General features: G+C 43.6%; 19 protein-coding genes and 1 pseudogene. 1 reads left to right on the top strand and 19 read right to left on the bottom strand.

All coding sequences use genetic code 11. The features are described 5' to 3' along the window. Positions 1 to 7 precede the first annotated feature (7 nt). The 18 genes from rplE to rpsL form a co-directional block, all read right to left on the bottom strand. Positions 8 to 547 (bottom strand): 50S ribosomal protein L5, encoded by a 540-nt coding sequence (rplE, locus tag KW136_RS03680; protein WP_216797240.1) that lies wholly within the window; start codon positions 545 to 547, stop codon positions 8 to 10. Between the two features lie 13 nt (positions 548 to 560). After that, positions 561 to 869 (bottom strand): 50S ribosomal protein L24, encoded by a 309-nt coding sequence (gene rplX / locus KW136_RS03685; RefSeq protein ID WP_216797242.1) that lies wholly within the window; start codon positions 867 to 869, stop codon positions 561 to 563. Between the two features lie 8 nt (positions 870 to 877). Then, on the bottom strand, positions 878 to 1,246 hold the full coding sequence (gene rplN / locus KW136_RS03690; protein ID WP_216797244.1) for a 50S ribosomal protein L14: 369 nt from the start codon (positions 1,244 to 1,246) through the stop codon (positions 878 to 880). A 283-nt stretch (positions 1,247 to 1,529) separates the two neighbouring features. Further along, positions 1,530 to 1,802: a 30S ribosomal protein S17 gene (rpsQ, locus tag KW136_RS03695; protein WP_216797246.1), complete on the bottom strand. Its 273-nt coding sequence runs from the start codon at positions 1,800 to 1,802 to the stop codon at positions 1,530 to 1,532. Beyond that, a complete protein-coding gene (gene rpmC / locus KW136_RS03700; protein WP_216797248.1) occupies positions 1,799 to 1,993 on the bottom strand; it encodes a 50S ribosomal protein L29 in 195 nt (64 codons plus the stop codon). The genes rpsQ and rpmC overlap by 4 nt, the downstream gene beginning before the upstream one ends. Before the next feature lie 11 nt (positions 1,994 to 2,004). Continuing rightward, on the bottom strand, positions 2,005 to 2,421 hold the full coding sequence (rplP, locus tag KW136_RS03705) for a 50S ribosomal protein L16 (RefSeq protein ID WP_216797250.1): 417 nt from the start codon (positions 2,419 to 2,421) through the stop codon (positions 2,005 to 2,007). Positions 2,422 to 2,423: 2 nt separating this feature from the next. Further along, a complete protein-coding gene (gene rpsC / locus KW136_RS03710; protein WP_216797257.1) occupies positions 2,424 to 3,179 on the bottom strand; it encodes a 30S ribosomal protein S3 in 756 nt (251 codons plus the stop codon). An 11-nt stretch (positions 3,180 to 3,190) separates the two neighbouring features. Continuing rightward, positions 3,191 to 3,520: a 50S ribosomal protein L22 gene (gene rplV / locus KW136_RS03715; protein WP_216797259.1), complete on the bottom strand. Its 330-nt coding sequence runs from the start codon at positions 3,518 to 3,520 to the stop codon at positions 3,191 to 3,193. Between the two features lie 12 nt (positions 3,521 to 3,532). After that, positions 3,533 to 3,808: a 30S ribosomal protein S19 gene (gene rpsS, locus KW136_RS03720; RefSeq protein WP_216797261.1), complete on the bottom strand. Its 276-nt coding sequence runs from the start codon at positions 3,806 to 3,808 to the stop codon at positions 3,533 to 3,535. A 10-nt stretch (positions 3,809 to 3,818) separates the two neighbouring features. Further along, positions 3,819 to 4,646, bottom strand: a complete 828-nt coding sequence (gene rplB, locus KW136_RS03725) for a 50S ribosomal protein L2 (RefSeq protein ID WP_216797262.1) — start codon at positions 4,644 to 4,646, stop codon at positions 3,819 to 3,821. 2 nt (positions 4,647 to 4,648) lie between these two features. Beyond that, entirely contained in the window at positions 4,649 to 4,963 is a 315-nt protein-coding gene (gene rplW / locus KW136_RS03730; protein ID WP_216797264.1) for a 50S ribosomal protein L23, read from the bottom strand. Further along, complete coding sequence (gene rplD, locus KW136_RS03735; protein ID WP_216797266.1) at positions 4,960 to 5,580, bottom strand: 50S ribosomal protein L4; 621 nt, start codon at positions 5,578 to 5,580, stop codon at positions 4,960 to 4,962. Before rplD ends, rplW begins: the two co-directional genes overlap by 4 nt. A 2-nt stretch (positions 5,581 to 5,582) precedes the next feature. Then, entirely contained in the window at positions 5,583 to 6,239 is a 657-nt protein-coding gene (gene rplC / locus KW136_RS03740) for a 50S ribosomal protein L3 (protein WP_216797268.1), read from the bottom strand. Between the two features lie 204 nt (positions 6,240 to 6,443). After that, complete coding sequence (rpsJ, locus tag KW136_RS03745) at positions 6,444 to 6,755, bottom strand: 30S ribosomal protein S10 (RefSeq protein WP_216797270.1); 312 nt, start codon at positions 6,753 to 6,755, stop codon at positions 6,444 to 6,446. A gap of 131 nt (positions 6,756 to 6,886) precedes the next feature. Beyond that, positions 6,887 to 8,077, bottom strand: a complete 1,191-nt coding sequence (gene tuf, locus KW136_RS03750; protein ID WP_216797272.1) for an elongation factor Tu — start codon at positions 8,075 to 8,077, stop codon at positions 6,887 to 6,889. A gap of 44 nt (positions 8,078 to 8,121) precedes the next feature. Beyond that, positions 8,122 to 10,224 (bottom strand): elongation factor G, encoded by a 2,103-nt coding sequence (fusA, locus tag KW136_RS03755; protein WP_216797273.1) that lies wholly within the window; start codon positions 10,222 to 10,224, stop codon positions 8,122 to 8,124. Between the two features lie 126 nt (positions 10,225 to 10,350). Then, positions 10,351 to 10,821, bottom strand: a complete 471-nt coding sequence (gene rpsG, locus KW136_RS03760; protein WP_216797275.1) for a 30S ribosomal protein S7 — start codon at positions 10,819 to 10,821, stop codon at positions 10,351 to 10,353. Positions 10,822 to 10,982: 161 nt separating this feature from the next. After that, on the bottom strand, positions 10,983 to 11,363 hold the full coding sequence (gene rpsL, locus KW136_RS03765; RefSeq protein WP_216797277.1) for a 30S ribosomal protein S12: 381 nt from the start codon (positions 11,361 to 11,363) through the stop codon (positions 10,983 to 10,985). Here rpsL and KW136_RS03770 point away from each other — a divergent pair. Beyond that, positions 11,357 to 11,515: a hypothetical protein gene (locus tag KW136_RS03770; protein WP_216797279.1), complete on the top strand. Its 159-nt coding sequence runs from the start codon at positions 11,357 to 11,359 to the stop codon at positions 11,513 to 11,515. The two genes, rpsL and KW136_RS03770, sit on opposite strands and share 7 nt — an antisense overlap. A 352-nt stretch (positions 11,516 to 11,867) precedes the next feature. On the opposite strand, the pseudogene KW136_RS03775 reads toward KW136_RS03770, so the two are convergent. Next, a pseudogene (locus tag KW136_RS03775) lies at positions 11,868 to 13,414 on the bottom strand (RecQ family ATP-dependent DNA helicase); the annotation flags it as partial. Between the last annotated feature and the right edge of the window lie 760 nt (positions 13,415 to 14,174).

Consider the following 14,174-nt stretch of genomic DNA (forward strand, 5'->3'; position numbering starts at 1 on the left):
GGTAACCTCAGTTTTTAAAGGGGAACTTAAAGCTGGCGAGTAATGCTTTCGCTTCTTCGTCAGATTTTGCTGTAGTTGTAATACTTATATTTAGCCCGCGCAGCATATCAATCTTATCATAATCAATCTCGGGAAAAATAATCTGCTCTTTTACTCCTATATTATAGTTGCCGCGACCATCAAATGCTCGGCCCGAAATACCTCGAAAATCCCGAACGCGCGGCAAAGCAATTGTTACAAAACGATCAAGGAATTCATACATAATACGGCCACGAAGCGTAACCATTGAACCAATAGGATAGCCCTGGCGGATCTTAAATCCTGCGATTGCTTTGCGCGCTTTTGTCACAATTGGTTTTTGCCCAGAAATTTTTGCTAGGTCATTGACTGCGCTATCAATAATTTTTTTATCAGCAACCGCTTTACCAATACCCATATTTAAGGTGATCTTGGTAATTCGGGGCACTTCCATAACAGACTGGTACCCGAACTTTTGAGTAAGTTCAGAAATAATTTTTTCTTTGTAAACTTTCTGTAAACGTACCATTTTGTCCCCAAACTCAGGCGCTTAATATAGCACTGGTGGTTTTTAGGAAACGTACTTTTTTCCCGTTTTTTACTTTTGTTCCTACACGTGTAGCACGACCGTTTGAATCGGACAACGAAACGTTAGAAATATGTAGCGGCATTAGTTTACTGACTATACCGCCAGTAGCGTTTTTTATAGGGTTTGGCTTGCAGTGCTTTTTTACACAATTAATACCCTCAACCATCACATAGTTGCCAGAAATTGTCAGAACCGCACCATGCTTACCTTTATCTTTACCAGAGATAACGATAATTTCATCACCTTTACGAATTTTATTCATGCGATTCCTTACAATACTTCTGGCGCGAGTGAAACAATTTTCATAAAACGCTCACCTCGCAATTCACGAGTGACTGGCCCAAAAATACGCGTGCCAATTGGCTCAAGTTTGTTATTTAACAGTACAGCTGCATTACCATCAAACTTGATTAGTGAGCCATCTTTTCTACGAACACCTTTAACTGTTCGAACTACTACTGCGCTGTAAACTTCGCCTTTTTTGACACGCCCACGCGGCGTAGCTTCTTTAACGCTTACCTTAATAAGGTCACCAATACGTGCATAGCGACGCTTTGAACTGCCGAGCACCTTAATACATAACACTTCTCGTGCACCTGTATTATCAGCCACTTTTAGCCGAGATTCGGTCTGAATCATGATTTATTTTCCACAACTTAATCCGGATGCTATTATAAAACGCTCGGTTAGTCTTGGTTTTGTTGGCCGATTTACTGACCGTATTAGAAAAGAGGCGAATGCGAAAATAAGATATCGAAACTTGAAATTTTCACGGCGAAATAAAAGCATATTTATAGCGCAGAGCCAATTTATTTTTACTACTTAGTGGCTACTTGCTTTTAATATTAGGCAAGTTTAATATTATATCAAATAATTATGGACTTGCAATAATTTTTAAAAATTATATAAATTTATACTATTCTTATTCACATAATTTTCCTTTAGCTAAACTAGATACAGTCCAGGCTTTTGTTTTTGAAATTGGACGATTTTCTTGAATTTCAACGAGATCGCCTTCATTGTATGCATTTTCCTGATCATGCGCATGATACTTTTTCGAACGTATTACGTACTTACCATAGATTGGATGCTTCACGCGATGTTCAACGAGAACGGTCACAGTTTTATTCATTTTAGAGCTAACAACCCTTCCTACTAGGGCCCGCTTAAGCGATGTTTTAACATTCTTTTTCATTTTTGGTTCGCCTTTTCAGTCAACACTGTACGCACACGTGCGATATCGCGGCGGACTTTTTGAAGCTGACTGGTATTTTGCAGCTGCTGGGTTGCAAGCTGCATACGTAGCCCAAATTGGGATTTTAATAGATCCGATAATTCCTTATTAAGCAGATCTTTGTTCTTATCGCGAAGCTCAAAAGCTTTCATTACTCAGCTCCTTAAACACCAATTTGTCGAGTCACAAATATTGTTTTTAACGACAATTTTGCTGCTGCTAGACGAAAAGCTTCACGTGCTAATTTTTCGTTAATGCCATCCATCTCATATAATACTTTACCAGGTTGAATTTCGGCAACGTAGTACTCGGTATTACCTTTACCATTACCCATCCGAACTTCAGCAGGCTTTTTTGAAATCGGCTTATCCGGAAAAATGCGAATCCAAATGCGACCTCCACGCTTGATATGACGAGTCATTGCTCGACGTGCCGCTTCAATTTGACGCGCGGTTAAGCGACCACGCCCAATCGATTTTAGACCAAACTCGCCAAATGACACTGTATTGCCACGTGTTGCAATACCGGTATTACGGCCTTTTTGCTCTTTACGATACTTTCTGCGTTTTGGTTGCAGCATATTTATGCCCCACTCTTTACGTTGCCGCCAACAACAAAGCTGCCACGGCGCGCGCGTCGATCACTTGGCCGGATATTACGGCGTGTACGTTTATCTTCCCGAGGCTCTTCAGTAGTTAATAGATCGCTTCGATTAAGCGAATCACCTTTGTAGACCCATACTTTAACGCCGATAATTCCATAAGTCGTCTTCGCTTCTGAAGTTGCATAGTCAATGCTAGCACGTAGCGTATGAAGTGGTACACGACCTTCTCGATACCATTCTGTTCGGGCAATTTCGATGCCGTTTAGGCGGCCTGCACTCATAATTTTAATTCCCTGTGCACCTAGACGCATCGCGTTTTGTATCGCGCGCTTCATTGCTCGACGGAACATAATCCGGCGCTCAAGTTGCTGTGTAATTGAATCAGCAATTAGTTGGGCATCAGTTTCTGGCTTACGGACCTCTTCAATATTAACGTGAACTGGAACACCCATACGTCTTTGTAATTCGGTTTTTAACGATTCGATATCCTCGCCTTTTTTACCAATTACAACACCCGGGCGCGAACTAAAAATTGTAAGACGTGCATTTTTTGCTGGACGCTCGATGACAACACGGCTCACTAATGCATTTTTTAGCTTTTTCTTTAGATATTCACGAACACTAATATCTTCTTTAAGCATCCCAGCAAATTGAGCGTTATTTGCATACCAACGCGATGCCCAGTTATGGCTAACAGCTAAGCGAAAGCCAGTCGGATGAATTTTTTGTCCCATCGTGTGATCCTTTAATTCCCGATCGTCACAGTGATGTGACAGGATTGCTTCTCAATGCGGTTACCACGACCCTTCGCTCTCGCAAAAAAGCGCTTTAGCGAAGCTGCTTTGTCAATACAAATAGTCGTAATTTTTAGACTATCGATATCAGCACCTTGATTGTGCTCTGCATTGGCAATTGCTGATAACAGTACTTTTTTAAGAATACCAGCCGCTTTTTTTGGTAGAAACGTTAAAATATTGAGTGCCTTGTCAACCGGTAAACCGCGAATTTGGTCGGCCACAAGACGTGTTTTCTGCGCTGAAATACGAGCGCCCCGATGAATTGCTTTTACTTCCATTGTAATGGTCTCTTATTTTTTGGCTTTTTTATCAGCTGCGTGTCCCTTAAATGTACGGGTTAACGCGAATTCGCCGAGTTTATGGCCCACCATGTTTTCTGACACGTATACCGGAATATGCTGGCGTCCATTATGGACAGAGATGGTCAAGCCGATAAAATCAGGCAAAATAGTTGAACGACGAGACCAAGTTTTAATCGGTTTTTTATCACGTAAAGATACGGCTACCCCAACTTTCTTTAGCAAATGGGCATCGCAGAAAGGACCTTTTTTAACAGAACGTGCCATTGCCTACTCCTTAACGCTTATGGCGGCGCTGGACGATCATCGTCCTTGTGCGCTTATTGCGACGCGTGCGGAAGCCTTTTGTTGGCTTACCCCACGGGCTTACAGGATCACGACCCGCTGCAGTACGCCCCTCCCCGCCACCATGCGGATGATCAATCGGATTCATTGCAACGCCGCGAACTGTTGGACGAATACCACGCCAACGATTTGCACCAGCTTTACCAATCTGGCGCAGACTGTGCTCTTCATTACCGACCTCACCAATCGTTGCGCGGCATTCAATATGTACACGTCGGATTTCGCCTGATCGTAATCGAAGCTGTGCATATGTGCCTTTTCGGGCTAATAGCATGACTGACGATCCAGCTGAGCGAGCGATTTGTGCTCCTTTACCAGGTAATATTTCAACGCAGTGAATAGTTGTACCTACCGGAATATTTCGGATTGGTAGCGCATTACCTGGCCGAATTGGCGCTTCTGAACCCGATAATAGCTGAGCGTGTGGCATTATACCTTTCGGCGCAATAATGTAGCGTCTCTCTCCATCAACATAGCATAGAAGGGCAATATTCGCGCTGCGATTAGGATCGTATTCAAGACGTTCAACTTTTGCCGGAATACCATCTTTATTTCGGCAAAAGTCAATTATACGATAGTGATGCTTATGACCCCCGCCTTTATGTCGTGTTGTGATATGACCGTGATTATTTCGACCAGCGGTAGAAATTTGCTTTTTTAGAAGTGCCGCATAAGGCTTGCCTCTATGTAGCTCTCTGTTAAATATTTTTACCATCGCGCGACGGCCAGGCGAGGTTGGCTTAAGTTTAATAAGCCCCATAATTACTTAGCCTCCGCTTCAAAGTTAATCTCCTGACCTGGCTTCAAATTTACATATGCTTTACGTATTCCCTTTCGGCGGCCTATAAAACGACCGGAGCGCTTAACTTTGCCTTTTAAGTTAAGCACGTTGACCGAATCTACCTCAACCTTGAACAATAACTCTACCGCTGCCTTAATCTCTTTCCTTGTAGCATCTGGTGCAGCATTAAATATAACTTGCTCATTTTTATCGGCTATCAACGTTGCTTTCTCAGAAATTACTGGCGAAAGCAGAATCTGCATTAAACGATGATTATTCCGGCAAATATCACTCATGAGAGTAACTCCTCGATTTGCATAACCGCAGTTTTCGTAATTAGTACTTTTTTAAAGTAAATTAACGATAATGGGTCGGCATAACGTGGTTCAATCACTGCTACATATGGTATGTTGCGCGACGCAAGATATAAATTTTCATCAATAACATGGGTAATCATAAGCACCGACTGAAGTCCCATGGCCCTAAATTTAGTTAAAAGTAACTTTGTCTTCGGCGCCTCGATTTTGATATCCTCAATTACTAATAGACGACTTTCTCGGACAAGCTGTGACAGGATCGTGCAGATGCCAGCACGAAACATTTTTTTATTAACTTTTTGGCTAAAATTTTCTTCTGGAGAGCTTGGGAAGATACGGCCACCACCACGCCATAATGGGCTCGATGACATACCGGCCCGGGCACGGCCTGTACCTTTCTGTCGCCATGGTTTTCTAGTTGTATGCTTTACTTGCTGGCGATCTTTTTGCGCGCGGTTTCCACTACGTGCATTTGCTTGGTATGCAACAACGATTTGGTGAATTAGTGCTGCATTATAAGCACGACTAAATATAAGGTCTGATGCGTTTACACCGACACTTTCCTGACCTTGGTCGCTGAGAAGCCTTAGTTCCATTGTTATGCTCCTTTCTTTATGAGAGCCTTAACAGCTGGTGTCACAAAAACTTTTCCGCCTTTTGAGCCAGGCACTGCACCCTTAATAAAAATAAGCTCGCGTGCTGTATCGACTCGCGCAATCTCAAGATTTTGAGTAGTAACCATAACATTACCAAGGTGACCAGTCATGCGCTTACCAGGGAATACACGACCTGGGTCCTGCGCCATGCCGATAGAGCCTGGCACGTTATGTGAACGTGAGTTACCATGCGATGCTCGACCTGAACTAAAATTGTAGCGCTTAATTGTACCAGCATAACCTTTACCAATAGAGACGCCTCGCACATCGACTTTCTGACCTACCTCAAACAAATTAATATTAATTAGTTTTCCTAGCAACAGTTCAGCCGTTTTATTCGCCTCAACCTGAAATTCTTTAAGAGTCTCACCAGCCTGAACGCCAGCTTTAGAAAAATGTCCTGCCTGCGGTTTAGTGACTCGTGAGGGACGACGTTTTCCAAAGGAAACTTGAACTGCTGTATAGCCATCCGTTTTAATGGATTTAATTTGTGTTACCCGGTTGTTTGATACGTCTAACACAGTCACAGGAATCGAATCACCGTCATCCGCGAAAATTCGGGTCATTCCAACCTTGCGACCTATGAGTCCAAGGCTCATGTTTTTCTCCATTTCCGACTGCGATTGGTCGGGGCTAATTGCCAATTACTAGTAAGTGGGGAATATCGTAACGCTTTCCAGTTACATTAATTTTTTTAAAACGCAAATACTAAAGAATTTTAACGGAATTCTCATTTTTTTGAAAGAAATAAATGACTTTCGAGCCATGCTCGATTACTATGTAAAGTGCGTTACAAGGCAATATTACTGCAGCTTTATTTCGACGTCGACACCGGCAGGTAAGTCAAGCTTCATCAGCGCATCAACAGTTTTGTCTGTCGGATCAACGATATCTAGGAGGCGTAGGTGTGTTCGGATTTCTAGCTGATCTCGCGATGTCTTATTCACGTGTGGTGAACGTAGAATGTCAAAGCGCTGGATACGCCGAGGCAGTGGAATCGGTCCGACAAGAACTGCTCCAGTACGCTGTACCGTCTCGAAAATCTGGCGTGCAGATTGATCGACTAGCTTGTAATCGAAAGCTCTTAGCCGAATACGGATTTTCTGCTTTTGCATGACTTTTCCTGTAAAGAGCGAAGCGATATTACATCGCTATAATAAAAGAACATAAAGCAGCCCCCCTCATAGAAAAAAAGGGGGGGCTGATCAAGCTACTGAGATATATTTCTATATCAAAATTCACGATTTTATTTAAGAATCTTGGCCACAACACCGGCACCAACAGTACGACCACCCTCGCGGATCGCAAAGCGTAGTCCTTCTTCCATAGCAATGGGCGCAATCAACTTGACTGTGATTGATACATTATCACCTGGCATTACCATTTCCCTATCTTCAGGTAACTCAATTGATCCCGTCACGTCTGTTGTGCGGAAATAGAACTGCGGTCGATAGTTATTAAAAAACGGTGTGTGTCGTCCACCTTCATCCTTACTTAGTACATATACTTCTGCTGTGAAGTGCGTATGCGGTGTAATTGTTCCAAGCTTAGCAAGCACTTGGCCACGCTCCACATCTTCGCGCTTAGTTCCGCGTAGCAGAATACCTACGTTGTCACCAGCCTGGCCCTGGTCTAGTAGCTTTCGGAACATTTCTACGCCAGTACATGTTGTCTTTAATGTATTACGGATTCCTACAATCTCGATTTCTTCACCGACCTTGATTACCCCACGCTCTACCCGTCCAGTAACTACTGTACCTCGACCAGAAATCGAGAAAACATCTTCTACTGGCATAAGAAATGTGCCGTCTATCGCACGCTCAGGTGTTGGAATGTAAGCGTCTAGCGCGTCAGCTAGACGCATCATTGCCGCCTCACCTAACTCGCCTTTATCTCCCTCCAGCGCTAGCTTCGCTGAACCCTTTATAATCGGCGTGTTGTCACCAGGGAATTCATACTTAGATAACAGCTCTCGCACTTCCATTTCGACTAGTTCAAGCAGCTCCTCGTCGTCTACCATATCGCATTTATTTAAGAAAACAACGATATACGGTACACCTACCTGACGCGCTAGCAGAATATGCTCGCGTGTTTGAGGCATCGGGCCATCTGCGGCTGACACCACTAAGATCGCTCCGTCCATCTGCGCTGCACCCGTTATCATATTCTTTATGTAATCCGCATGACCCGGGCAGTCTACGTGTGCATAGTGACGCTGCTCTGTCTCGTACTCGATGTGAGCTGTATTGATTGTTATACCGCGCGCTTTTTCTTCTGGTGCCGCGTCAATCTCGTCATACTTCTTTGCTTCGCCACCAAACCTCGATGAGAGCACTGTTGCGAGTGCCGCCGTCAGCGTGGTTTTTCCATGGTCAACATGACCGATCGTACCTACGTTCACGTGCGGCTTGGTTCGTCTAAACTTGCCTTTGGCCATTGTCTTTTCTTTTTAAAGTGTTTCGTAAATATCTTATTAACTAATTATTTTGTCTTTGCATTAATAATCGTATCAGACACGTTTCGTGGAGCCTCGGTATAATGCTTGAACTCCATGGTATACGTTGCTCGGCCTTGCGTTAGAGATCGTAGAGACGTCGAGTATCCGAACATTTCAGACATCGGCACTTCAGCACGGACAATCTTACCGCCCCCGACCATATCTTCCAGGCCTTGTACGATACCGCGGCGGCCCGATAGGTCACCGATTACATTGCCCATGTATTCCTCTGGAGTTTCAACTTCGACGGCCATCATTGGCTCCAGAATTACTGGATTTGCCCGGCGCATCGCCTCCTTGAACGCTATTGATCCGGCTATCCGGAATGCATTTTCGTTTGAATCTACGTCATGATATGAACCGAACGTTAAATGCACCGTTACATCGACGACCGGAAAACCAGCTAGTACGCCGCTTTTTAGCGTTTCTTGAATACCTTTATCAACTGCAGGGATATACTCACGCGGAATTACACCACCCTTGATCTCATCAAGGAATTCATATCCCTTGCCCTGCTCATTCGGCTCTAATGTAATAACCGCATGACCGTATTGACCACGACCGCCGGATTGCTTTATAAACTTGCCTTCGATATCGGCTGCTGAAGTGCGGATTGTTTCTCGGTAAGCAACCTGTGGTTTACCCACCGTCGCCGCAACGTTAAATTCTCGCCGCATTCTGTCGACCAAGATTTCTAGGTGCAACTCGCCCATGCCGGAGATGATCGTCTGGCCAGATTCCTCGTCAGTATGCACGCGAAACGAAGGGTCTTCTTGCGCTAGGCGGTTTAATGCAATACCCATTTTTTCCTGGTCGGCTCTTGTTTTTGGTTCGACAGCCTGTGAGATAACCGGCTCCGGGAAAGACATACGTTCAAGCACAATTGGGTTAACTAGAGCACATAATGTGTCACCAGTTGTCACCTCTTTTAGACCGACTGCAGCAGCAATATCGCCAGCGCGTACCTCTTTAATTTCCTCACGCTGGTTTGCATGCATCTGTAGAATTCGTCCGATACGCTCTTTCTTACCCTTTGTTGAATTTAGCACTGTATCGCTAGAATTAACGACACCTGAATATACCCGGAAAAAAATTAATTGGCCGACAAATGGGTCTGTCATAATCTTGAAGGCTAGTGCTGAGAATTTTTCGTCATCAGCTGCGTGGCGCTTAATATCCTCGCCGCCCTCGGTTTCGCCCTTAACCGGGGGAATATCGACTGGTGATGGCAGAAAATCGATTACCGCATCCAGCATGCGTTGTACACCTTTATTCTTAAATGCTGTTCCACATAACATAGGCTGAATTTCGCAGGCAATTGTACGATCGCGTAACGCGCGGATGATCTCGGTCTCGCTTAATATTGCGCCACTCAGATACTTCTCCATAAGAGCCTCGCTCGCCTCAGCCGCTGACTCTACTATCTTCTCTCGCCACTTTTTACATACACCTAAGAGTTCGGGTGGAATATCAGTATATTCAAACTTCGTGCCCTGCGAAGCATCCTCCCAAATAATTGCTTTCATCTTTAACAGATCAACCACACCCCTGAACGATTCTTCTGCACCAATCGGCACGACAATCGGTACGGGATTAGCTTTTAGGCGTGTCTTCAACTGGTCATACACCTTGAAGAAGTTTGCGCCAGTACGGTCCATTTTGTTAACGAATGCAAGCCGTGGCACCTTGTATTTATTAGCTTGGCGCCATACTGTTTCCGATTGAGGCTGAACACCGCCGACTGCGCAGTACACCATGCATGCACCATCGAGCACACGCATTGATCGCTCAACCTCGATCGTGAAATCTACATGACCTGGCGTATCGATAATATTAATACGGTGTTCTGGGTAGTTATTACCCATGCCTCTCCAAAAAGCCGTCGTCGCAGCGGACGTGATTGTAATACCACGTTCCTGCTCTTGCTCCATCCAGTCCATCGTCGCAGCACCATCATGCACTTCGCCGATTTTATGATTTACACCAGTGTAAAATAAGATGCGCTCTGTTGTCGTCGTTTTGCCAGCGTCAATGTGAGCGCTAATACCGATATTACGGTAACGCTCAATAGGAGTCTTACGCGCCACTTTAATCTCTCAAGAGGATTGCGCAGCGGGAGGACCGCGATACGCTTTAACACAAACGGGCGAGGCGCTTCGGCAGCGCACCCGCCCGAAATTTTCGCTTACTATAGTTTCTAAGCTAGACAGCCATTAGAAACGGAAATGCGAGAAAGCTCGATTTGCTTCCGCCATTCTATGTACTTCATCGCGCTTTTTCATCGCGCCTCCCCGACCTTCTACAGCCTCGAGCAATTCACCTGCTAGACGTAACGCCATAGACTTCTCGCTACGTTTCTTCGCAGCTTCACGTAACCATCGCATTGATAATGCCATACGGCGTGATGGACGTACTTCGACTGGAACCTGATAGTTTGCACCGCCAACACGACGGCTCTTTACTTCAACTACCGGCTTTACGTTGCTTAGTGCGACCGTAAATACCTCTAGTGGGTCTTTCCCACTTTTTCCCTGTATTTGCTCAAAAGCCCCATATACGATGCGTTCAGCGATTGATTTTTTGCCTGAAAGCATTAGTACATTCATGAATTTTGCAACATCAACATTACCAAATTTTGGATCTGGCAATATGTCCCGCTTAGGAATTTCGCGACGACGAGGCATGTTTCTTCCTTTGACTATTCAATTAAAGCGATTTTATTCCTCCAGCGGCTATCCACTAAATCTCGATTTATCTTACGATTAACCGGCTCAACCACGTAAACTTTTACTTGATAAGGCTGATTAATTCAGTACTACCGCTTTTGAATCGTCAGCAGAGCTACTTATTTACTTACAATAGCACGCTTAGCGCCGTATTTTGAGCGGGCTTGTTTACGGTTCTTGACGCCCTGGGTATCTAGAGACCCTCGCACTGTATGGTAACGCACACCCGGCAAATCTTTAACTCGGCCACCGCGAATTAGAACAACTGAGTGCTCCTGAAGATTATGACCCTCACCACCAATATATGAGATAACTTCAAAGCCGTTTGTCAAGCGAATTTTAGCGACCTTACGAAGAGCCGAGTTTGGTTTTTTAGGGGTTGTTGTATATACACGAGTACATACACCGCGGCGCTGTGGACAGTCCTGCAAAGCTGGGCTTTTGCTTTTAGCATGCTCCGAAGCGCGGCCTTTGCGAACCAATTGATTGATGGTTGGCATTATTAATTCCTGGAAGTAGTCAAAACCGGACTACGCTGGCTCGGGCAGCGGTCATGCTGGCAATAGCCGGCTTAGATATCGAGAGATCGGCCAGCAATGCATATGCAGTCTCGCCGAGAGAACAACCTGTTATTTTATTTCAGAATTTTTAAGTACGTCAACAAATTTCGGAATTTTCTCGCGCTAACGGAATAGCTACCGCTAAAGTTCTACTTACCTCGAGAAACTGGTTATTCAAGCACTTATGTTTTAAAATTCTATTTATTCTAGTATGCTGGGTAATTATCCTCAATATAGTTTAGGATCGGCTCACCTAATATTATATTGAGTAATCACATAGCACTGCTGTATGCTTTAGCCTTAGCACTCTCGCTAAGATAGGTATTCATCGGCTCCTAGCATTCGTCCCAGATAGCTATATAGCTATATTGGTAATGCATGAGTACTTTATATCGTATATATACGACCCCCCCTTAGGGCACCTCGCTGAAAGTTAGTATATTAGCGGAGTGTAATATTACGCCCCCCCCTTAACACCGACTTACTTAATTCCGCAAGGAGTAGTATACCGCAGCTCTTATGATCTATAGCAAGCAGACCTAGCGCAAGCAATTGGCGAAAAATCGCTTGCCATTGCGCTGCCGATAAAGACGCATTAATACTAAAAGTACTTAACGTATCATGCCCCAGCGCTTAATGCGCTTGGTCTGGTTGCCACGCAATATGTCAATCAGATGTGCCCTACTAAATCTAAAACTACCAGCTTGATGTGCTCAATATACGCATGAGAGCGCCATCTGTGTCTCACGTGTGTTATCACAGGTTACTGGCGGCTTTAGGTATGTATCACAAGTTACCACATGGTTGGCTTGTTTCGCCAAAATAGCTTAGCAGCTGCATGCGCCGACATTTAGCTGTCTCACATAATTTAAAAGCATTGAATCAAGCTTCGCCATTTGCACTTGCTTATGTAATTTGTCAGCCGTTGATTCGCTAATTAACCTGCGCTGTTGTACCATATCGCCTAGTCCGTAGGCCATCCACGCGTTAAAGGCAAAGTTATTACGACCAGCTCGACCGGTTTCCTAATGGGGGCCTTCAATATTTCTGGGTAGATCTAGATGTGCAACAAAGCGAACGTCCGGTTTATTAATCCCCATTCCAAACGCAATCTTTGCACATATCACAACACTTTCCTCACATTAAAAGACTCTTTGATTTTGCTGACGTAGTTGCGTATTCATACCGGCATAATACAGTAATGCACGCAATCCCTGTTGTACTAGCTAGTTAACTGTTTCTTCAACTTTCCGGCGAGACAGGCAATAAATAATACCTGCACCAGCAGTACCATCTATGGATGGATGCTCAGATCGAATAAAGTTTCATAATTGTACGCGTGCGTTATTTTTCTCAAAAATGCGGTAGTGAATATTCGGTCTATCAAGACTAGAAATAAATACCCGAGCGTTGTTTAGTAAGAGCCGTTTGATAATGTCTTCTCGCGGAGTGTATCTGCCGTTGCGGTCAAGGCAATGCGAGGTACTCTTGGGAAACGCTTGTGTAGTATATATAACGATTATTTACACCGGAAATCATAGCCCCACTGAGACATACAGTAGGCCTCATCAATCGCAAACAACCCCACCCGGCTTCGCGCAAGCAGTTCTAAGAACCAACCTGTTAGCAGTCGCTCCGGCGCAACATATAACAATTGCAACTCAGCGCGTTCAAATGCACGTTCGGCTATTGTCGCTTTCTCTGTGGTAAATGCTAAGTTCAGGTATGCCGCTCGCACTCCTATAGCAGTTAGTGCTGAAACTTGGTCCTGCATCAACGAAATTAACGGCGATACTACGATACTAGTTCCTAAGCCAGGATAGTAGTATGCGTACTAGCGCTGAAATTTGATAGCATAACGACTTGCCACTCTCAGTGAGCATTAGAACAAAACTATTATGTCCCGCTGCAACATGTTCGACAATATCAGCCTGTATCCAGCGAAATGCAGAATAGCCAAAAATTTTTTGAGCAATAAAAGAGTGAGACATGAAACTCCAGGGAGTGGAATAGCAAGCGCCGTGCTCATTTCAACCAATACATTTTTTAGCCATAGAGATAATATTTTCTCTATGGCTAAAAAAGCTATCGATTAGTTATTAGTTATTTAGGCAACCCTGAGCACTTATCATTGTGTAGCTAGCTTTATTTTTAATCTACAGTACTTGTGAATCACATTAGCTCAAGAAGAGAAATTTTTTAAGCAAGCTATAAATAATTATATCTAGATCGATCCTTATATCTTTATGTATAGTGATATTACGCTTAACATTTATCTGTTAATAGGGCTATTGTAGCGATACTTATTTTTTACTAGAGATATACAATAGCTCTTATAAAAATATATTAATATAGAATATTATATAGAACAGAATTATGTGATGCATATAATATATTAATATTATTTGAATTTTACTAAAATTTAAATAGACTGATTTTAATATAGTTATACCAGTACAGTATGAGTACTGTTTATTTAAATAGAAATTTTTACTTTTTCCTGCAGTAATAAACAGTACAACTTTGTTGTATAGTATAGATACTATGTCTGTATATTATCTGGGAACTCCTCTTAATTTTACTTTTTGGGCAACGCGCACGATAAGCATCTGCGTAATCGACTAGATAAATGTAAGTTATTCTGATAATTAACTAAGAATACTAAGTATATTTCGAGAGCTATGTGATCTCTGCTTAACGAGCTCTATTTATTTTACTAGCGACAGAGGCGCAGAGTGCGGTATTTATAAT

It is taken from the genome of Candidatus Vallotiella hemipterorum, assembly GCF_910593725.1.
GTDB classification, from domain to species: Bacteria; Pseudomonadota; Gammaproteobacteria; order Burkholderiales; family Burkholderiaceae; genus Mycetohabitans; species Mycetohabitans hemipterorum.